Below are 18748 nucleotides of genomic sequence, written 5' to 3'. Positions count from 1 at the left end.
AGGCGAGAAGGTCGCGAGTGGCGCACATCTGACCGCGAGTGATGCAATTTCGTCCCGGAATCCGGCGATCGGGGGCGAAATTGCACCACTCGGCGGACGGTGGCGGACGGACGGCGGACGGCGGACGGACGGTGGCGGAACGGGAGGGGTCGGCTCAGATCCAGCCGTGCTGCCAGGCGATGTCGGCAGCGGCGTGACGAGAGTCGGTCCCGGTCTTGGCCATCGCCGACGACAGATAGTTGCGCACGGTGCCCTCCGCCAGATGGAGGGTCGCGGCGATCTGCTGGACCGGCAGGTGGGTACGGGTGAGCCGCAGGGCATCCAGCTCGCGATCGGTCAGCGGACACGCCTCGCTGTTGAGGGCCTGTGCCGCGAGATCGGGATCGACATAGCGGCGACCGGCCGCGATATCGCGCACGACGACGGCCAGCTGCTCGACGGGGGTCGACTTCGGCACGAAGCCGGTGATGCCGGCCGCCATCGCCCTCCGCAAAACGCCGGGTCGCGCGTGCCGCGTCATCAGCACGATGTGCGTGTCCACCGAGCCGAGGATCTGCCGGGCCGCCTCGATACCGTCCGTCGGAGGCATCTCCAGATCGAGCAGCACCACGTCCGGGTGGTGGGTGCGCGCCAGGGCGATGGCATCGGCGCCGTTGTCGGTCTGCGCCACGAGATCGAGATCCTCTTCCATCGCCAGCAGGGACACGATCGCGGTGCGGATCATCTCCTCGTCATCGGCGACGACGAGCCGGATCATGAGCCGCGGCCGATCGCGACGAACTCGAATCGGTCCTCGGCGTGCTCGGTGCGCAGATCGCCACCCGCGGCGGCGAGGCGCTCAGCGAGGGACGCCAGACCGGATCCGCGGCCAGCGGCGACCGTGCCGACCCCGTCGTTGACGACTCGCAAAGTCGGCGGACCGACCGAGCCGGTGATGTGGACCCGTCCGGCCTGGCTGTGCCGCAGGATATTGGTCGTCGCCTCGCGCAGGGCCGTCGCGAGCAGGGGGTCATCCAGGTCGTCGGGTATATCGACCTCCACGATCGCCCCCGCCGCCTCCAGCACCGAGGCCGCGTTGACGATCTCGTCGCGCAGCGACACCTGCCGATATCCGTGCGCCAGCGTGCGCGTCTCCTCCAAGGCTGTCCGCGCGATCTGCTGGGCCTCGTGGATGGCGCGGCGGGCCTCCTCGGGGTCGCGGTCGATGAGACGCTCGGCGAGCTCGGTCTTCAGCGCGAGGACCTGCAGGTGGTGGCCCTGGATGTCGTGGAGATCGGCGGCGAAGCGCAGTCGTTCGCGGACCCGGGCGAGCTCGGCCTTGGTCACCCCCGCATCACGGACGCCGATGGTCAGCTCCCACACCCACATCTGCACCCATGCCGCCGCCGGCAGGAACAAGCAGAAGAATCCCAGGAGGTACCACGCGGCGAAGTCATCGGGCAGGTAGTCACCGAGGTCACCACCGCTGACCACGAAGACACCGAACCGGAGCGCGGCGAGCGCCACGGCCCATGCGACGAGCCACATGAGGTAGCGCGAGCGGCCGAAGTCCAGGCCGAGCACGGTGGCAGCGGCCCAGGGGACCAGGAGATAGCCGATCGGTGCCGCCGGGTCCCAGCCGCTGAGGATCACGAAAGGTATCGACAGCGCGATGACGCCGATGAAGGCTGCCCGTGGAATGACCCCGCGGCCGCGCCCGACGATGAGCCGTCGCGCCCACCACCCGGCCCAGCCGATGATGGCCGCGATGAGGGCGAGGACCACAACGCGGCGTAGGGTGCCGAACGGAGCCAGCCCGAGGGCATTGGCCACGGCCCCGAAGGAGCCGAAGACGAGATAGATCCACAGTGACCAGTAGTTGTACCGCCACGTCTGCTGGAAGCTGTCGCGGCGGGGTGGTCGGTCCAGGTCGTCGGAGACGGTCAGCGGCTCGGTCATCGCCCTCAACGGTAGTGCAGATCGACGGTGACATATGTCATCGGAAGCCGTGACGGCCGCACACTACTGCGCGCTGCCCGGACCGCAGAGGGTGGAGACATGACCACGACACCCGACTTCGCGATCCAGGCACACGATCTGCGCTGCGCGTATGGCGACTTCGAAGCTGTACGGGGGATCGACTTGGAGATCCGTTCCGGCGAGATGTTCGCCCTGCTCGGCACCAACGGCGCCGGCAAGACCACCACGATGGAGACCCTGGAAGGACATCGTCGTGCCGACGGCGGCACGCTCAGCGTCCTCGGACACGATCCCTACACTGAACGGCCGCGGGTGCGCCCGCGTGTGGGGATCATGCTGCAGGAGAGCGGTTTCGCCGGGGAGCTGACCGTCGCCGAGACGGTCGACATGTGGCTCGCACTGTCCTCCTCGCCCCTGGGGGAGAGGGGCCGGCGTCCCGACACGGCGGTCGAGGCGATGGAGCGCCTCGACCTGGCCGATCGGACCGATACGCGCGTGGTGCAGCTCTCCGGTGGTCAGAAGCGCCGTCTCGACCTGGTGCTGGCGACCATCACGCGGCCCGATCTGGTCTTCCTGGACGAGCCGACGACCGGCCTCGATCCGGAGTCGCGACGTCGCACCTGGGACCTCATCGAGACGTTGCGCGGATCGGGGACGACGATCGTCCTGACCACGCACTATCTCGAGGAGGCCGAGCGTCTCGCCGATCGCATCGCGATCATGCACGCCGGCCGCATCGCCGTCGAGGGCACCCTCGCCGAGCTGGTCCACGACCGACCGACGCAGATCTCCTTCCGGCGACCCGCGGAGCTGTCGAGCGCCGACATCGACCGTGCCTTGCGCACCGTCGTCGGACCGCAACGGTTGGAGACGGTAGCCGGTGACGGGGTCGTCCTGGATGTCACCGATGCGCAACAGGCGCTCGGGCGACTGCTGGGCTGGGCCGACTCCCAGGGGCACCGTCTCGAGAACATCACCGTCAGTCAGGCGTCGTTGAGCGATGTGTTCGCACAGATCGCCGCCGGCCAGCAGAAGCAGGAGGAGCTCGTATGAGTACCGCACGGCAGACCAAGGTGATCGCGCGGACCGAGTGGAAACTGATCGCCCGCAACAAGACGGTATTGTTCAGTGCCACGCTCTTCCCGTTGGCGCTGACCGCGCTCTATCTCATCCAGGACGCCGAGGGGCCGATGGCGGCCGCGGGCCTGACCTCGATCATGGTGGCGATCTTCTCCAGCATGACGGTCTACATGACCGTCACGCTGACGGCGGTCTCGCGGCGACAGGACCTCTACCTCAAGCGGCTACGCTCCGGCGAGAGCAGCGATGTGGCGATCTTCGCCGGGATCACACTGCCGACGGCCCTGCTCTGCCTGGCACAGATGATCGTGGTCGTGGTGGTGCTGGCGATCATCGGCTTCGAGGTTCCTGTCGAGCCGTGGTGGATCGTGGCGGCGGCACTCGGGTCGATCGTCTCCTGTCTGGCGATGGGCCTTGGCACCGCATCGGTGACTCCCAATGCCTCGGCCGCGCAGATGACGACGGTCCCCTACTTCCTGTTCGTCATCGGCTCGGTCTTCGCGACGCCGTTCGCGGACAGCCAGCTGATGGATCTCACACCGGGCGGTGCGGTCGTCACCTTCGCGCGGCTGGCATTCGACGTGCCGACCCCCGGGTCGGCTCTGACCGCGGCAGCGGGACTGGTGATCTGGACGGCCGTCGGCACCGAGATGGCGCGTCGGTTCTTCCGCTGGGAGCCGCGTTCCTGACCCTCCCTGGGTGTGCGCGGCTCCGTCCCGGTTCCGGGGCGGGGCCGCCGCGTCATACTGGAGCCATGTCAGCTCTCAAGGACCGCCTGCGCGCGGAGCTCACCACGGCCATGAAGGCTCGCGATTCCCTGCGTTCGTCCACGATCCGGATGGTCCTCACGGCCATCACCAATGCCGAGGTCGCCGGATCCGAGGCACGTGAGCTGAGCGATGAGGACGTCATCGCCGTGTTGGCCACCGAGAGCAAGAAGCGCCGCGAGGCGGCCGAGGCCTTCGACGACGGCAACCGGCCCGAGCTGGCGCAGAAAGAACGCGACGAGGCCGCCGTGATCGCGGACTTCCTGCCAGCCCAGCTGGGTGAGGACGAGCTCCGCGAGCTGGTCGCCACCGCGATCGAGCAGACCGGTGCCGCCGGGGAGGGGATGAAGGCGATGGGTCGCGTCATGGGCGTCGTGACGCCGCAGACCAAGGGACGTGCCGACGGAGCACAGGTCGCTGCTGAGGTGCGTCGTCAGCTGACCAGCTGACACCCCGGACGGTACGAAAGATGTGCTTCGGTGGTCGCTGGGACAACCACCGAGACGCATCGTCCATCCGGCCGTGACGAAGGGAACGAACGGAGAGGCCGCCGGACGTGCGCATCTCGTCAGTCGTCGTCGCCCCCATCATCGCCCCCATTGTCCCCGCCGTTGTCAGGCTGCGGTGCCGGCGCCTCGGGCCGGGGCGGCGGCCGGTTGGCCGGCTGGCGGCGCGGCGGCGGAGCGAAGTCCACCGGCGCGAGCTGACCCTGGATCGCCCGCATGGCCTGCCCCCACATCGGTCCGGCGAGGCCGGAGCCCGACGCGATGCCGCCCGGTACCCGTCCCTTGATGACGATGCCGCGCAGATCGTGCGGCTGGCCGGCCTGGTTGGCGCCCGCGATGATCGCCGCGGTGGCGAGCTCGGGGGTGTAGCCGGCGTAGGTCACGCTCATGGTGTCGTTGGTGGTACCGGTCTTGGCGGCCGAGGGTATCGAGAGGCCGGCGGTCTGATGGCCGAAACCGCCCGGCTCCTGGACACCCCGCAGGATGTCGTTGATCTGCGCGGCCTCCTCATCGGTGAGCACACGATCGCACTCGGGCTCGTACTTCTTGAGAACATTGCCCTGGCGGTCGAGGATCTCGTCGATCGGCTGCGGCTTGCAGTACATGCCGCCGGAGGCGGGCACCGCATAGGCGGCGGCGAGATCGAGCGGACTGACATCGGTCGCGCCGAGCGTGAACGGACCGACCTTGTCGCGATCGGGAACCTGGATGCCCATCGCCTCGGCCATCGACACGGTCTCGCACAGGCCGGCATCGCGTTCGAGCTGCGAGAAGTAGGTGTTCACCGACTGGCGGGTGGCCGTGTACATATTGAAGGTGCCCGAGCCGGTGGAGTTGGCCAGAGGCCACGGGCCGACGCCATTGCCCTCGCAGGTGAAGTAGCTGCCGGCCGGCATCGTCATGGTCTGCGGCGAGTTGTAGCTCTTGCTGACGGGGATGCCCTTGCGCAGGGCGGCGGCCACCGTGAACATCTTGAAGGTCGAGCCCGCCTGGAAGCCGTTGGCATCGCCCCACTGCTTGGGGACGGTGTAGTTCAGATAGGACTGGCCGGCCTCGGCGTCATCGCCCATCGGCCGAGACTGGGCGAGGGCGCGGACCTTGCCGGTGCCCGGCTCGATCATCGCCAACGCTCCGATCGCCTGGTCCGTGGGGTCCACGTGATCGGCCGCGGCCGCATTGGCGGCATTCTGCATGCCGATGTCGATATTCGACTTGATCGTCAGGCCACCGCGCTGGAGCTGCCGTAGCCGCTCGTCACGGGTGTCGCCGAGGGCCGGCTCCTCCAGCAGCAGGCGCTGGATGTAGTCGCAGGAGAAGGCCGCCACCGAGCCGTAGCAGCCGTTGGCGAACTCCGTCTCGTTCAGGCCGAGGGGTTCCTCGCTCAGCTGCGTAGCCTCCTCGGCACTGATCTTGCCGCGCTGGGCCATAACCGCAAGGACGGTGTTGCGACGCTGGAGAGCCCGCTCGGGATAGACCCGCGGATCGAACTGGACCGGGTTCTGCACCAGGCCGGCGATCAGCGCTGCCTGACCGGCCGTGAGCTCTGCGGGCGATACCGAGAAGTACCGCTGCGCGGCCGCGTTGACGCCGTAGGCTCCACTGCCGAAGTAGGCGATGTTCAGGTAGCGCTCGAGGATCTCGTCCTTGGTGTACTTCTCCTCGAAGTTGATCGCCAGCTTGAGCTCTCGCACCTTGCGCGCGACGGTGGCTTCCACCGCCGCGGCCCGCTGCTCGGCCGTGGTGGCCTGCTGCAACGTGGTCAGCTTGACGAGCTGCTGGGTCAGCGTCGAGCCGCCCTGGGTGGAGCCGCCGCCGGTATTGTTGACGAGGGCACGCAGTGTGCCCTGCAGGTCGAGGGCACCGTGCTCATAGAAGCGGTAGTCCTCGATCGCGATGATCGCGTCCTGCATGACCGGGGCGATCTCATCGAGCGGGATGTCCTGGCGGTTCTCCTCGTAGAAGTACGCCAGCCGGTCGCCATTGGAGGCGAACAGTTCGGTGGTCTGGGGATTGGGGACATCCTCGAGGGTGAGCGGGAGATCCATGACGTCCCTGGTGACCTCGCGCGTGGTCATGGTCGCGGCGGTCGCCGCCGGGACTGCCACAGCTGCCACGATCAACCCGGCGAGGGCCGAGAGCCGCGCGATCGAGAACAGCGCTGACGACGTCGAGCCGGCTTTGGGCTGTGTCTGGGCAGCCTTCTTCATCGTCGACTCGATATCTCGCCATGCCATGCATCGAGGATAAGCGATATGGCCAATGTCTCGGCGGTACCGCCGAGGCAGGTCGTCGATCGGATCGCCGATGGCGTCGTCCGTTATGGAACATCGAAGATGGCCCATTCGGGCTATGAGGAACCATCCCCCGGGATCTCAACTGGACAGCGCTCTCCCCTTAGGCTGAAGCGGACGAATCACTTCGGTCTCCCTCGGGGGCCGGTTTCTCGGGAAGGGCTCGACGATGTGGAATGCCCAATGGGCCCAGGAGGCCGCCTGCCGCGGCCGCCCGGACGATCTCTTCGTCCAGGGTGCGGAGCAGAACCGCGCCAAGCAGCTGTGCAATGCCTGCGAGGTCAAGGCCGAGTGCCTCGCCGAGGCCCTCGACCACCGCATCGAGTGGGGTGTCTGGGGCGGCATGACCGAACGGGAGCGTCGTGCTCTCCTGCGCCGTAGGCCCCACGTCACCCGCTGGCACGACGTGTTGAAGCCCGCGCGGGAGGAGCCTGAGCGCGGCACCGATCGTCAGACGACGCGCTGACCGAACCGTCCGATGCTCAACGTGGCGCGGTGAGGTGCTCGGCGATCGTCCGCAGCCCGTCGAGATCGTGCACATCGGCCGAGAGCGCAGGGACGACCGCGGTCGCGACATCGCCGTGGGCGGCCGCGAAACGGCGACGCACCCGGCCCTCGCGTGCCGCGAGACGGACACGGTCGGCGTGGACGGCCAGCAGGTCCGAGGTCAGCTGGTCGGTCGCCGAGCCCGACGCGAGCCGGGGCGATGCCGACTCCGCATCGGCTGCCGTGATGCCCGCGGCCCGTTCGTCGTGGCACCGGTTGACCACGAGACCGGCCAGAGGCATCTCATCGGCCTCCAACCGCTCTACGAAATAGGCGGCCTCTCGCATCGGTGCGTCATCGGGCACCGCGACCACCAGGAAAGCGGTCTCCTCGGCCTGCAGGAGGGCGTAGGTGGCCTCGGCACGCTGTCGGAATCCGCCGAAGAGAGTGTCGAAGGCCGCGATGAAGGTCTGCATGTCCGTGAGGATCTGCGCACCGATCACCTTGTTGAGCGCCGCCGTCACGACTCCGAACCCCGCTGTCAGGAAACGGGCCGGTCCCTTGGCCGGGGCGAGCATCAGCCGGATGAAGCGGCCGTCCAGCATGGAGGACAGCCGTTCCGGCGCGTCGAGGAAGTCCAGCGCGGACCGTGAGGGTGGCGTGTCGACCACGATGAGATCCCAGCGTCCCTCGGCGTGCAATTGCCCGAGCCGTTCCATCGCCATGTACTCCTGGGTGCCGGCGAAGGAGCTCGAGAGCGCCACGTAGAAGGGGTTCTGGAGGATCTGCTGCGCCTTCTCCGGCGACGCGTGGGCCTCCACGACATCATCGAAGGTGCGCTTCATGTCGAGCATCATCGCGTCGAGGGAACCGCCGGCACTCGTGTCGATGCCGTCGACCGGACGGGGCGTGTTGTCGAGCTCGGTCAGTCCCATCGACTGCGCGAGTCGGCGGGCAGGGTCGATCGTGAGCACGCACACGCGGCGACCGCGTTCGGCGGCCCGCAGGGCGATCGCGGCAGCCGAGGTGGTCTTGCCGACACCCCCGGAGCCGCAGCAGACCACGATCCGCGTGCGATCGTCGTCGATGAGCCGGTCGACGTCGAGTGCGGGGGCCGTGCCGCGGCGTGCCTGTCGACCGCCCCGCGCGGTCGAACGGGGGCGGGTCTGCGCGGGCCTGGTCATCGCGTCATCTCCTCGAGGTCGTCGGCGAGGTCGTAGAGGGCGCCGAGGTCGATGCCATCGGCCAGGCGCGGCAGGTGCACGATGTCACGCCCGGTCGCCGCCAAGAGGGAATCTTGTTCGTCTTGCAGGCGCTGGCGCTCGAGGTGCGCGGTGCCCTCATCGAGCAGGTCCTGTGCCGCCGCGGAGGGGAGGCTCACACGCGCCAGCGAGACCGCCACCTCGTCGACGTCCACGGTCGCCGCGTCGAGCGCCGCGGCCGATTCCTCGCTGAGCAGGCTCGGGCGCACCATGTTGACGACGATGTGCCCGATCGGAAGGGACGCGGCGCTGAGCTCCTCGATCCCGTCGATGGTCTCCTGGACGGGCATCTCCTCGAGCACCGTCACCAGATGCACCCGGGTCTGCTCCGAGCGGAGCATCGTCATGATCGACGTGGCCTGGTTCTTGACCGGACCGACCTTGGCGAGTCCGGCGACATCGTCATTGACCCCCAGGAAGCGGGCGATCCGCCCGGTGGGCGGCGCGTCCACGACGATCGCGTCGTACACGAAGTCGCTCTCAGGCCCGTCGGTCCGCCGGCGTGCGGCCTCGTAGACCTTGCCGGTCAGCAGCACGTCGCGGACACCCGGCGCGATGGTGGTCGCGAAGTCGATCACTCCGAAGCGATCGAGGGCCTTGCCCGCGCGGCCGAGCCGGTAGTACATGGCGAGATACTCCAGGAGAGCCGCCTCGGCATCGACCGCCAGCGCATAGACCTCGCCCCCACCCCGCCCGGTGCCCGCGATCGGGCGTTCCTCATAGGGAAGCGGGGGGATATCGAAGAGCTGCGCGATCTGCTGCCGTCCTTCGACCTCGCAGAGCAGCACCCGGCCTCCGTCGGAGGAGAGGGCGATCGCGAGGGCCGCCGCCACCGTGGTCTTGCCGGTGCCGCCCTTGCCGGTCACGATGTGCAGAGGGGTCGAGAGAGCCACGTCCCGAGCGTAGGCGGTCCGAGGTCGTCGTGCTGTGGAACCGGTGTACGGCCCGAGGGGCCGTCAGTCCATTAGAGTCGGCACATGACCAAGTGGGAATACCTGACCGCGCCGGTGCTCGTGCACGCCACGAAGCAGATCCTCGACAATTTCGGCCAGGACGGATGGGAGCTCGTGCAGATCGTGCCGGGACCCAATCCGGAGAACCTCGTCGCCTATTTCAAGCGTCCGGTGGCCTGACGTGACCGCGGTGGAGGAGCGCCTGGCCGAGCTGGGTCTGACGGTGCCCGCCGTTGCCGCACCGGTCGCCGACTACGTCCCGGCGCTGCGCACGGGTGCCTATGTGTACACCTCGGGGCAGTTGCCCTTCGTGAACGGCCGGCTCGACGTGACGGGCAGGGTCGGCGCGGGCGTCTCGCTGGAGGAGGCGGTCTCGGCTGCCCGCCAGTGCGCGTTGAATGCGATTGCCGCGGTCGCCTCGCAGGTCGCCCTGGATGAGGTGGTGCGGGTCGTCAAGGTCGTGGTGTTCGTGGCGAGTGATCCGTCCTTCACCGACCAGCCGAAGGTCGCCGACGGTGCCAGCGAGCTGATCGGGCAGGCCTTCGGCGAGGCGGGGCAGCATGTCCGCAGTGCCGTCGGAGTCGCGGTGCTGCCTCTGGGATCGCCGGTCGAGGTCGAGATCGTGGTCGAGGTGGGCTGATGCTGATCCCGCTGCCGGGGCGCCTACGGGAGTATGCGGAGCGGGCGACGTCCCCGGTCCCGGCGAAGGATGCGGCCACGATCGCCGTGGTGCGCGACGGGGCGGAGGGGATAGAGGCGTTCCTCATGCGTCGTCAGTCGTCGATGGCTTTCGCGGCGGGCATGTACGTGTTCCCCGGTGGCGGTGTCCACGAGGACGACTTCGGCGTCGTCGACTGGACCGGGCCGTCTCCCGAGGAGTTCGGTGAGCGGCTCGGCTGCGCCCCCGACCTCGCCCACGCGCTGGTCGTCGCCGCCGTGCGCGAGACCTTCGAGGAGACCGGTGTCCTGCTCGCGGGTCCCGATGCCGACACGGTCTTCGGTGACACCACGATCCCGGAGATGACCCAGGCTCGCGAGGACCTGGAGGACCATCGTCTCGGCTTCGCGGAGTTCCTGCGTCGCGACCGCCTCGTGCTGCGGGCCGATCTGCTCGGAGTGTGGGCGCACTGGATCACCCCGGCCTTCGAGCCGCGACGTTATGACACCCGCTTCTTCGTGGCGGCCTTGCCCGATGGGCAGCGGATCGACAGTGTCAGCGGGGAGGCCGACCGCTCCCTGTGGGCGCCGTTGACGAGGGTGCTCGAGCGCGTCGATGCCGGGGGTGCGGCGATGCTGCCGCCGACCGTGGCCACCTGCCGCGAGCTGGTCGAGCACCGAGCCGGTGAGATCCTCGCCGCGTCCTTGCAGCGGACGGTCACGCCCATCGAGCCGCGTATCGTCGAGGTGGACGGCGAGATGTACCTGCAGACCGAGAGTCAGGAGCACCTGTGAGCGAGCGAACGATGGGGTATCTCATGCCGGGGCCTGTCTATCGCTGTTCTTCCTGGCAGGTGGCGGCATGAGCGAGTCGCGGGAGACCCGGGTGACCGAGCGGGCCTCGGTCGTGCGGGCCGACAATCCCGGGATCATGACGCTGGACGGCACCAACACGTGGATCCTGCGTGAGCCGGGTGCGCGGCGATCCGTCGTCGTCGACCCGGGTCCGGCCGATGAGGACCATCTCGCGGTCGTGATCGAGGCGGCCGGTGAGGTCGGGCTGGTGCTCTACACCCATCATCACGCCGATCACACCGAGGCCTTCGACCGGATGCGGGAGCTGACGGGCGCGCCGGCGCGCGCGATCGGCGAGCAGTTCTGCTCCGATGCCGAGCCGGTCGCCGACATGGAGGTCATCGAGGTCGACGGGCTGCGCATCGAGGCCGTGGCCACCCCCGGTCACACGATGGATTCGCTGTGCCTCGCGCTCCCCGCGGAAGGATCGCTGCTCAGCGGCGACACGATCCTCGGCCGTGGCACCACCGTCGTGGCCTGGCCCGACGGCGCGCTCGGGCCGTATCTCGACTCCCTCGCGCGCCTGCGCGAGATGACCGAGGAGGGGCTCGTCCGGCAGATCCTGCCCGGACACGGTCCGGTCATCGAGGATCCCGCAGCGGTGCTGGACTTCTACATCGTGCACCGCCAGGAACGGCTCGATCAGGTACGTGCGGCGCTCGCCGCGGGCGACACGACGGCACGCGAGGTCGTCGAGCGGGTCTACGCCGACGTGGACCCCGTCCTGTGGCCCGCCGCGGAGCGCAGCGTGGAGGCTCAGCTCGCCTACCTGCGCGACTGACCTGGACCGAGCGCTGGGCCACCACTCCGGGGCGGTGACTTACGCACCCCTCAGCGTCCCGGGCGGTGGGCTGCGCACGTGTCAGCGCTGTTGAGAGGTGCGTACGTCACCGCTCACCCTCGGGATCGGAGCCGGGATCAGCGGGCGCGCTTCTGCAGACGCTCGAGATCGAGGATGACGACGCTGCGGGGCTCGAGACGCACCCACCCGCGGGACGCGAAATCGGCGAGAGCCTTGTTGACCGTCTCGCGTGAGGCGCCGACGAGCTGCGCCAGCTCCTCCTGTGTGAGGTCGTGGTTGACGTGGATGCCGTCCTCATCCTCACGACCGAAGCGATCGGCGAGATCGAGGAGGGCCTTCGAGACGCGACCGGGGACGTCGGAGAAGACCAGATCGCCGACGACCTCATTGGTACGGCGCAGACGCCCGGCGAGCTGGTGGAGCAGAGCCTTGGCGACATCGGCGTGATCATTGAGCACCGGGCCGAGCGCATCGTGGCCGAGGCTGCGCAGCTCGACATCGGTGACCGCGGTGGCCGTGGCCGAGCGTGGGCCGGGATCGAAGAACGAGAGCTCGCCGAACATCTGACCGGGGCCGAGGATCGCGAGCAGGTTCTCACGGCCATCGGGCGAGGTGCGTCCGAGCTTGAGCTTGCCATCGACGACGACGTAGAGCTTGTCGCCATCATCGCCTTCGTTGAACAGGATCTCGCCGCGCCTCAGCGACAACGACTCCATCGAGGACTCCAAGGCGCTCGACGCGGCATCGTCGAGTCCGTTGAACAGGGGTGCTTGGCGCAGTACGTCGTCGGTCACTGGTTCTTCCTTCTCGGTCACGGCCCAATGGGGTCCGTGTCACAGTTTTTCACACTCGACCACATGACGGGCGGCGCAACGCCCGCCGTGCGGCGATTCCAACGGAGAACGATAGTCTCCGCGCGTCCCGCGCCCGCGGCGGAGGACCTCGACCCTTCGCCGAACCTCTACGCTGTCGGTGTGACCACGACCGAGACTGGCCGCCGCGACACCGCCCTGGTGCGCCGTGCCCGCAAGGTCGATCGGGTCCTCGCCGAGACCTACCCCGATGCTCGCCCGGAGCTCGACTTCTCCTCACCCTTCGAGCTGCTGGTGGTCACCGTGTTGTCGGCGCAGACCACCGATCGTCGGGTCAACGCGGTCAGTCCGGCGCTCTTCGCGGCCTATCCCGATGCCGCCGCCCTCGCCGCGGCCGATCGGACGGAGCTCGAGGAGATCATCCGACCCACCGGGTTCTTCCGGGCCAAGACCGAGAGCCTTCTCGGGCTGGCGGCGGCGCTCGTCGAGAGATTCGACGGCGAGGTGCCACCGCGCCTCGATGACCTCGTGACGCTCCCGGGAGTCGGACGCAAGACGGCCAATGTCGTGCTGGGCAATGCCTTCGGCATCCCCGGCATCACCGTCGACACCCATGTGGCGCGCCTGACCCGCCGGCTCGGCTGGCTCGACGAGGCCACCGCTCGACAGCCGGTCAAGGCCGAACACGCTCTCGGAGCCCTGTTCCCCCGCCGGGACTGGACGGACATGTGCCAGCGGCTGATCTGGCACGGCCGGCGACGGTGCCACGCCCGCACACCGGCGTGCGGCGCCTGCCCGGTGTCGCGCTGGTGTCCCTCGTACGGCATCGGACCCACCGATCCGGTCGAGGCCGAGAAGCTCGTGACCACCCAAGGACGCGCATGACCACGACCCTCCCCGGCTGGCTCCAGCCGCTGGCCGATCTCGCCGGCTCCGTCGAGGCCGAGCAGCTCGCCCCCCGCTTCCCGCATCCGCCGGCCGATGCGCGCCCCTCGGCGGTGCTCATGCTGTTCGCTGAGACGCCGCGCGGACACGAGCTGCTGCTGACCGAGAGAGCGAGCACGCTGCGCAATCACGCCGGGCAGATCTCCTTCCCCGGCGGCCGCGCCGACCCCGGCGATGCCGACCCAGCGGCCACGGCCCTTCGAGAGGCCCACGAGGAGGTCGGACTCGATCCGGCCGCCGTGCAGATCTTCGGCGAGCTGCCGACCCTGTGGGTCCCGCCGAGCAACCACGCGGTGACTCCCGTACTCGGCTACTGGCGTTCCTGGAGCCCGACACTGCGTCCGGTGAGCGTCGCGGAGGTCGCCGAGGTGCTCTGGACGCCGATCGAGGAGCTGATCGACCCGCGACGGCGCTTCAGCGTCGTGCACCCGTCCGGGTGGAAGGGCCCCGCCTTCGATATCGGCACCGAGACACCGCTCTGGGGTTTCACGGCGGGCATCGTCTCGCGGGTGTTCGAGCGGGTCGGTTGGTCGAGGCCCTGGGACGAGTCCATCGTGCGCCCGCTGCCGGAGATCCACTGACATGAGCCGGCATGGACCGGGCGCCCACGGGGCGGCGGCGTGAACAGTCTCGATCTGATCCTGCTGGCGCTCGTGGTCCTGTACGCGGCCTCGGGCTTCGTGCACGGTTTCGTCGTCAACCTCATCGAGGGCATCGGGCTGGTCGCCGGAGGCGTGATCGGCATCATCGTCGCCCCCTTGATCTTCGGCAGCGGCGATGTCGCGCACCCCCTCCTCTCGCTGCTCCTGGTCGTGGCCTTCCTGCTGCTGGGGCAGTTCCTCGGGCGTCTCGTGGGACGCGATCTGCGGGTGACCGAGGGGCCGTGGCGCGCGATCGACGCCGTCGCGGGAGCCGCGCTGGGAATCGTCGCGGTCCTCGGCGCCGCGTGGGCCCTCGGGTTCGCCGCGAGCGGGGCATCGCTCCCGTATCTGAGCCAGGCGGTCCGCACCTCGGTGATCCTCGAGCGGGTCGACCGCGTCATGCCTTCTCAGGCCTCCGATGTGCTCGCGGCCTTCAGCCGGTCGCTGACCGAGGACGTCTTCCCGCGGTACCTCGAGCCCTTCGAGCCCGAGGTCATCACCTCGGTGGAGCCCCCGGACGAGGCGACCCTCGCGCAGCCCGGGGTCCGGGCTGCGGCGGGCAGCGTGGTCAAGATCATCGGCTCGGCCGAATGCGGCCGCGGTATCGAGGGATCGGGCTTCGTCTACGCCGACGGCAGAGTCATGACCAATGCCCACGTTGTCGCCGGGGTCAGCGATCCCGTCGTCCAGATCGACGGCCGGTCCGTGGACGCCGTGCCCGTGCTCTTCGATGCCGAGATGGACATCGCGGTGCTGCGCACCCGACATCTGGACGTCCCGAATCTCCGATTCGACCTCACCGGGGCGGCGGGAACCGAGGCCGCGGTCCTCGGTTATCCAGAGAACGGCCCCTTCGATGCTCGCGCCGCGCGTATCCGCGACCTCACGACGATGCGCGCGCCGGACATCTACGGCCAGGGGGAGCATCCGCGCGATGCCTTCTCCGTGCGGTCGCTCGTGCGCTCGGGCAACTCCGGGGGACCGCTGGTCTCGGCGGCCGGTGAGGTCTATGGCATCGTGTTCGCCGCCTCCATCAGCGACTCGTCGACGGGTTACGCCGTCACGGCCGAGCAGGCCGCGGGCAACGCCCAGGCGGGGATCGAGGCGACCGACCGAGTCTCGACAGGAGGATGTGTCCGATGAGAACTCTGACCTCGGTGGTCTGCTGGGTGATCGCCGTGCTGGCCGGGATCGTGGCCCTGCCGGTGACCTGGATCGCCGACAATGTGGCCGAGGAGAGCGGCTATGTCGAGCTCGTGCGCGATCTCCGCGATGATCCGCGGGTCGTGGAGGCAGTGGCTGACACGGCGGCCGCGCGGGTGGCCGGTGATCTTCCCGAGGCGGTCCGCGATCAGGTGGCGGCCCAGCTGGGCCAGGCGCTCGGCGCCCTCGAGGAGGTGCCCGGTTTCGGCGAGGCCTGGGACGATTCGCAGCGTCGCAGCCACCAGCTGTGGTTCGGCGGGCGGTACATCCCGGAGCAGTTGCAGGTCGACGTCACCCCGCTGGTCGATCTCGCGCTGCACCAGGTGAACACGGCGCTGCCCCTCGCGATCGAATCCCCCGAGGAGGTCCGCGTGCCGGTCGCCACCGCTCCGCCCGGGCTGCGTTTCGTGGAGACCACGCCGACCTGGAAGTCGATCACATTGCTGGCGGCGGGTGCCGCCGCGGTGCTGTGCTTGGTGTTCGCGAGACGTCGGTCGGCCGGGCTGGCCTGGGTCGGGGTGGGTGCCCTCGCCATCGCGGGCGTGACCTATGTCGGCACGCGGGTCACGGTGCCGGCCGTCCTCGATCGTGCCGCATCGGGATCCTCGCAGTTCGGCCAGGTGCTGACCGATGCGGTGGCCGACCGCTTCACCGCCTCGCTCGACGAGTGGGTCGAACAGCTCGCGCTGGCCGGTGTCGCGGCGATCGTGGTCGGTCTGGTGTGCCGGGGGATCGTGGCGCTCTGGGAGCGCCGGCGCCGACCGGCCTGACCCGATGCCGGGGTCTCGGCGGGCAGCCGGGTCCGGCGTCCAGCCGACGTGGACGAGGGCGAGGCGATCAGGCGACCTTGCCCTTGAGGGCGGTGGGGATCTGCTTGGCGGTGTCGATCGTCTTCTGCGGGACGGTGACCTTCTTGAAGCGGCGGATCCCGATGAAGGCGAGCAGGAGGGCGAGCAGCAGGTAGCCGCCGGTGACGATGAGGAATGCCCACGCGGGGTGCAGTCCGGTCATCGTCAGGAAGAAGCCGATGGTGATCGACGCGAGGATCACGACGAGCAGCAGGAGGAACGCGGCGACCGCGAGCAACGCGGCTCCCATTCCACCGGCGCGGACGCTGACCTTCATCTCCGACTTCGCCAGCTGGATCTCGTGCTGGATCAGCGAGGAGAGGTCGCGCGTGACATCGGCGACGAGGTGGCCGATGGTGGGTTCCTCGGAGACGGGCTGCTGCTCACTCATGCGATGAGCCTACCGAGAACCGGCCGTGAGGACAGCGCAGCACTCCACCTGTCCGATCTGCGCGATGGACGATGTGCTGTCGAGGCGGCTATGGCGACCACGGAAGCACATCGTGGCCCGTACCTGACCTCCGGCTGACCTCCCCGCTCTCCTCTCCTGGCCGCGCCGCACAGGCGTGTGCCCCGGGGCCGAGGACCCCGGGGCACACATATCGACGGGCGGATCAGTCGTCGTCGGCGCCCTTCTTCATGCCGGCGGTGATCTGGTCCATGACCGAAGAGTCCGCGAGGGTGGTCGCATCGCCGACTTCACGGTTCTCGGCCACATCGCGCAGCAGGCGGCGCATGATCTTGCCCGAGCGAGTCTTGGGCAGCTCGGCGACCACCATGATCTGCCGCGGCTTGGCGATCGGTCCGATCTGCGTGCCGACATGGGCACGCAGCTCCGCGACCGTCTCCTCGCCGCTGTCGACCGCCGACTCGCGCAGGATGACGAAGGCGACGACCGCCTGGCCGGTGGTGTCGTCGGTCGCTCCGACCACCGCTGCCTCGGCGACGCTCGGGTGCGACACCAGAGCGGACTCGATCTCGGTGGTCGACAGCCGATGCCCCGAGACATTCATGACGTCATCGACGCGACCGAGCAGCCAGATCGCTCCGTCCTCATCCTTCTTGGCACCGTCGCCCGCGAAGTACACATCGGGGAAGCGCGACCAGTAGGTGTCAACGAAGCGCTGGTCATCGCCCCAGATGGTGCGGAGCATCGCCGGCCACGGCTCGGTGAGCACGAGATACCCGCCCTGGCCGTTGCCGACGGGGTTGCCCGCATCGTCGACCACCTCGGCACTGATCCCTGGCAGCGGACCCATCGCCGAGCCCGGCTTGGCGGCGGTCACGCCCGGCAGCGGACTGAGCATGTGGGCGCCCGTCTCGGTCTGCCACCAGGTGTCGACGATAGGGGTACGGCTGCCGCCGATGTTCTCGCGGTACCAGACATAGGCCTCAGGATTGATCGACTCGCCCACCGTGCCGAGGATGCGCAGGCTCGACAGGTCGAACTCGGCGGGGATCTCGGCGCCCCATTTCATGCAGGTGCGGATCGCCGTCGGGGCCGTGTAGAAGAGCGTGACGCCGTACTCGGCGACGATCTCCCACCAACGGCCCTTGTGCGGCGTGTCGGGTGTGCCCTCGTAGAGCACCTGCGTGGCGCCCTCGGCGGTGGGCCCGTAGACGATGTACGAGTGGCCGGTGACCCAGCCGATATCGGCGGTGCACCAGTACACATCGGTGTCGGGCTTGTGGTCGAAGACCGCATGGAAGGTGTAGGAGGCCTGGGTCAGATAACCGCCCGAGGTGTGCAGGATGCCCTTCGGCTTGCCGGTCGTGCCCGAGGTGTACATGACGTACAGCGGATGCTCGGCGTCGAAGGCCTCCGGCGTGTGCTCGGGTGACGCTGCATCGACCACCTCGTGCCACCACACGTCGCGGCCCGCAGTCATCGAGGTCTCCTGGCCGGTGCGGCGGACGACCAGCACATGCTCCACGATGCCGTCGACCTTGCCGAGGGCTTCGTCGACCGCCGGCTTGAGACTCGAGGGATTGCCGCGCCGGTAGCCGCCGTCGGCGGTGATGACGACCTTGGCCTCGCAGTCGGTGATCCGGCTGGAGAGCGCGTCGGAGCTGAAGCCGCCGAACACGACGGTGTGGGGCGCGCCCAGCCGCGCACACGCGAGCATCGCGATGACGGCCTCGGGGATCATCGGCAGGTAGATCGCGACGCGATCCCCCGCTCGGACGCCGAGATCGGTGAGGGCGTTGGCTGCCTTGCTGACCTCGTCTTTCAGATCGGCATAGGTGAGGGTGCGCGTGTCGCCGGGCTCCCCCACGAAGTGGAAGGCGACCTTGTCGCCGCGACCCGCCTCCACATGGCGGTCCACGCAGTTGTAGGCGACATTGAGCTTGCCGTCGGCGAACCACTTCGCGAAGGGCGGGTTGCTCCAGTCCAGTACCTCGGTGAAGGGGGTCTGCCAGTCCAGCCGTTCGGCCTGCGTGCGCCAGAAGCCCAACCGGTCCGCGGCGGCCTCCTCGTATGCGGCCGCCGTGACGTTCGCGTGCTCGGCGATCGCCGCCGGCGGCTCGAAGACGCGATCTTCACGGGCGAGGTTGTCGATGCCTGTCTCGGTCACGGGATGTCTCTCCTTGGATGGGTTCCTGTTCATGATTGTGTCGCACACCACGCCGGCGGGCGAAGGGGCCGGGGAGCGCCCACCCCCGACGGGGCGCTCCCCGGG

20 protein-coding genes are annotated in these 18748 nt (G+C 69.0%); 12 read left to right on the top strand and 8 right to left on the bottom strand.

The annotated features are described in order from the left end of the window. Positions 1-154: 154 nt before the first annotated feature. Entirely contained in the window at positions 155-757 is a 603-nt protein-coding gene (locus BHE97_RS08470) for a response regulator transcription factor (protein WP_087623603.1), read from the bottom strand. Beyond that, on the bottom strand, positions 754-1938 hold the full coding sequence (locus BHE97_RS08465; protein ID WP_087623602.1) for a histidine kinase: 1185 nt from the start codon (positions 1936-1938) through the stop codon (positions 754-756). Before BHE97_RS08465 ends, BHE97_RS08470 begins: the two co-directional genes overlap by 4 nt. Before the next feature lie 99 nt (positions 1939-2037). Between BHE97_RS08465 and BHE97_RS08460 the strand changes: the two genes are divergently transcribed. The 3 genes from BHE97_RS08460 to BHE97_RS08450 all read left to right on the top strand — a co-directional run bounded on the left by BHE97_RS08460 (position 2038) and on the right by BHE97_RS08450 (position 4255). After that, complete coding sequence (locus tag BHE97_RS08460) at positions 2038-3012, top strand: ABC transporter ATP-binding protein (protein ID WP_087623601.1); 975 nt, start codon at positions 2038-2040, stop codon at positions 3010-3012. After that, positions 3009-3728: an ABC transporter permease gene (locus BHE97_RS08455; protein WP_087623600.1), complete on the top strand. Its 720-nt coding sequence runs from the start codon at positions 3009-3011 to the stop codon at positions 3726-3728. Before BHE97_RS08460 ends, BHE97_RS08455 begins: the two co-directional genes overlap by 4 nt. A gap of 65 nt (positions 3729-3793) precedes the next feature. Then, positions 3794-4255: a GatB/YqeY domain-containing protein gene (locus BHE97_RS08450; RefSeq protein ID WP_087623599.1), complete on the top strand. Its 462-nt coding sequence runs from the start codon at positions 3794-3796 to the stop codon at positions 4253-4255. A 119-nt stretch (positions 4256-4374) separates the two neighbouring features. Here the strand turns inward: BHE97_RS08450 and BHE97_RS08445 are convergent, their stop codons facing one another. Beyond that, positions 4375-6546 (bottom strand): transglycosylase domain-containing protein, encoded by a 2172-nt coding sequence (locus BHE97_RS08445; protein WP_170931339.1) that lies wholly within the window; start codon positions 6544-6546, stop codon positions 4375-4377. A gap of 226 nt (positions 6547-6772) precedes the next feature. Between BHE97_RS08445 and BHE97_RS08440 the strand changes: the two genes are divergently transcribed. After that, positions 6773-7069, top strand: a complete 297-nt coding sequence (locus BHE97_RS08440) for a WhiB family transcriptional regulator (RefSeq protein WP_087623597.1) — start codon at positions 6773-6775, stop codon at positions 7067-7069. Positions 7070-7085: 16 nt separating this feature from the next. Here BHE97_RS08440 and BHE97_RS08435 read toward each other — a convergent pair whose 3' ends face one another. Both BHE97_RS08435 and BHE97_RS08430 read right to left on the bottom strand, forming a co-directional pair. Beyond that, complete coding sequence (locus tag BHE97_RS08435; protein WP_087623596.1) at positions 7086-8273, bottom strand: ArsA-related P-loop ATPase; 1188 nt, start codon at positions 8271-8273, stop codon at positions 7086-7088. Continuing rightward, a complete protein-coding gene (locus BHE97_RS08430; protein ID WP_087623595.1) occupies positions 8270-9244 on the bottom strand; it encodes an ArsA-related P-loop ATPase in 975 nt (324 codons plus the stop codon). The genes BHE97_RS08435 and BHE97_RS08430 overlap by 4 nt, the downstream gene beginning before the upstream one ends. A gap of 84 nt (positions 9245-9328) precedes the next feature. Here BHE97_RS08430 and BHE97_RS08425 point away from each other — a divergent pair, with 84 nt between their 5' ends. From BHE97_RS08425 to BHE97_RS08410, 4 genes are all read left to right on the top strand, one after another. Next, a complete protein-coding gene (locus tag BHE97_RS08425) occupies positions 9329-9484 on the top strand; it encodes a DUF4177 domain-containing protein (RefSeq protein ID WP_087623594.1) in 156 nt (51 codons plus the stop codon). Position 9485: 1 nt separating this feature from the next. Further along, positions 9486-9944 (top strand): RidA family protein, encoded by a 459-nt coding sequence (locus tag BHE97_RS08420; RefSeq protein WP_087623593.1) that lies wholly within the window; start codon positions 9486-9488, stop codon positions 9942-9944. After that, positions 9944-10756 carry a hypothetical protein gene (locus BHE97_RS08415; RefSeq protein WP_087623592.1) on the top strand — a complete coding sequence of 271 codons (813 nt, stop codon included), beginning with the start codon at positions 9944-9946 and terminating at the stop codon, positions 10754-10756. Before BHE97_RS08420 ends, BHE97_RS08415 begins: the two co-directional genes overlap by 1 nt. Before the next feature lie 67 nt (positions 10757-10823). Next, positions 10824-11597 (top strand): MBL fold metallo-hydrolase, encoded by a 774-nt coding sequence (locus BHE97_RS08410; protein WP_087623591.1) that lies wholly within the window; start codon positions 10824-10826, stop codon positions 11595-11597. A gap of 137 nt (positions 11598-11734) precedes the next feature. On the opposite strand, the gene BHE97_RS08405 is transcribed toward BHE97_RS08410, so the two are convergent. Beyond that, positions 11735-12412, bottom strand: a complete 678-nt coding sequence (locus BHE97_RS08405; RefSeq protein WP_087623590.1) for a Crp/Fnr family transcriptional regulator — start codon at positions 12410-12412, stop codon at positions 11735-11737. 180 nt (positions 12413-12592) lie between these two features. Here BHE97_RS08405 and nth point away from each other — a divergent pair, with 180 nt between their 5' ends. Genes nth through BHE97_RS08385 form a run of 4 tightly spaced genes read left to right on the top strand, consistent with a single transcriptional unit; the run spans position 12593 to position 15989 of the window. After that, the gene (gene nth, locus BHE97_RS08400; protein WP_236757594.1) at positions 12593-13315 is read left to right on the top strand and encodes an endonuclease III; all 723 of its coding nucleotides are present in this window, start codon (positions 12593-12595) and stop codon (positions 13313-13315) included. Then, a complete protein-coding gene (locus BHE97_RS08395; protein ID WP_087623588.1) occupies positions 13312-13956 on the top strand; it encodes a CoA pyrophosphatase in 645 nt (214 codons plus the stop codon). Before nth ends, BHE97_RS08395 begins: the two co-directional genes overlap by 4 nt. Before the next feature lie 39 nt (positions 13957-13995). Further along, a complete protein-coding gene (locus BHE97_RS08390; RefSeq protein WP_087623587.1) occupies positions 13996-15159 on the top strand; it encodes a MarP family serine protease in 1164 nt (387 codons plus the stop codon). Then, entirely contained in the window at positions 15156-15989 is an 834-nt protein-coding gene (locus BHE97_RS08385; RefSeq protein WP_087623586.1) for a hypothetical protein, read from the top strand. Before BHE97_RS08390 ends, BHE97_RS08385 begins: the two co-directional genes overlap by 4 nt. A gap of 67 nt (positions 15990-16056) precedes the next feature. Here BHE97_RS08385 and BHE97_RS08380 read toward each other — a convergent pair whose 3' ends face one another. Next, positions 16057-16458 (bottom strand): phage holin family protein, encoded by a 402-nt coding sequence (locus BHE97_RS08380; RefSeq protein WP_087623585.1) that lies wholly within the window; start codon positions 16456-16458, stop codon positions 16057-16059. Between the two features lie 223 nt (positions 16459-16681). Then, positions 16682-18643: an acetate--CoA ligase gene (gene acs / locus BHE97_RS08375; RefSeq protein WP_087623584.1), complete on the bottom strand. Its 1962-nt coding sequence runs from the start codon at positions 18641-18643 to the stop codon at positions 16682-16684. Positions 18644-18748: the final 105 nt, after the last annotated feature.

Source organism: Aeromicrobium sp. PE09-221, assembly GCF_002174305.1.
Taxonomy (GTDB): domain Bacteria; phylum Actinomycetota; class Actinomycetes; order Propionibacteriales; family Nocardioidaceae; genus Aeromicrobium.
This window is presented reverse-complemented; position numbering and strand designations above follow the sequence as displayed.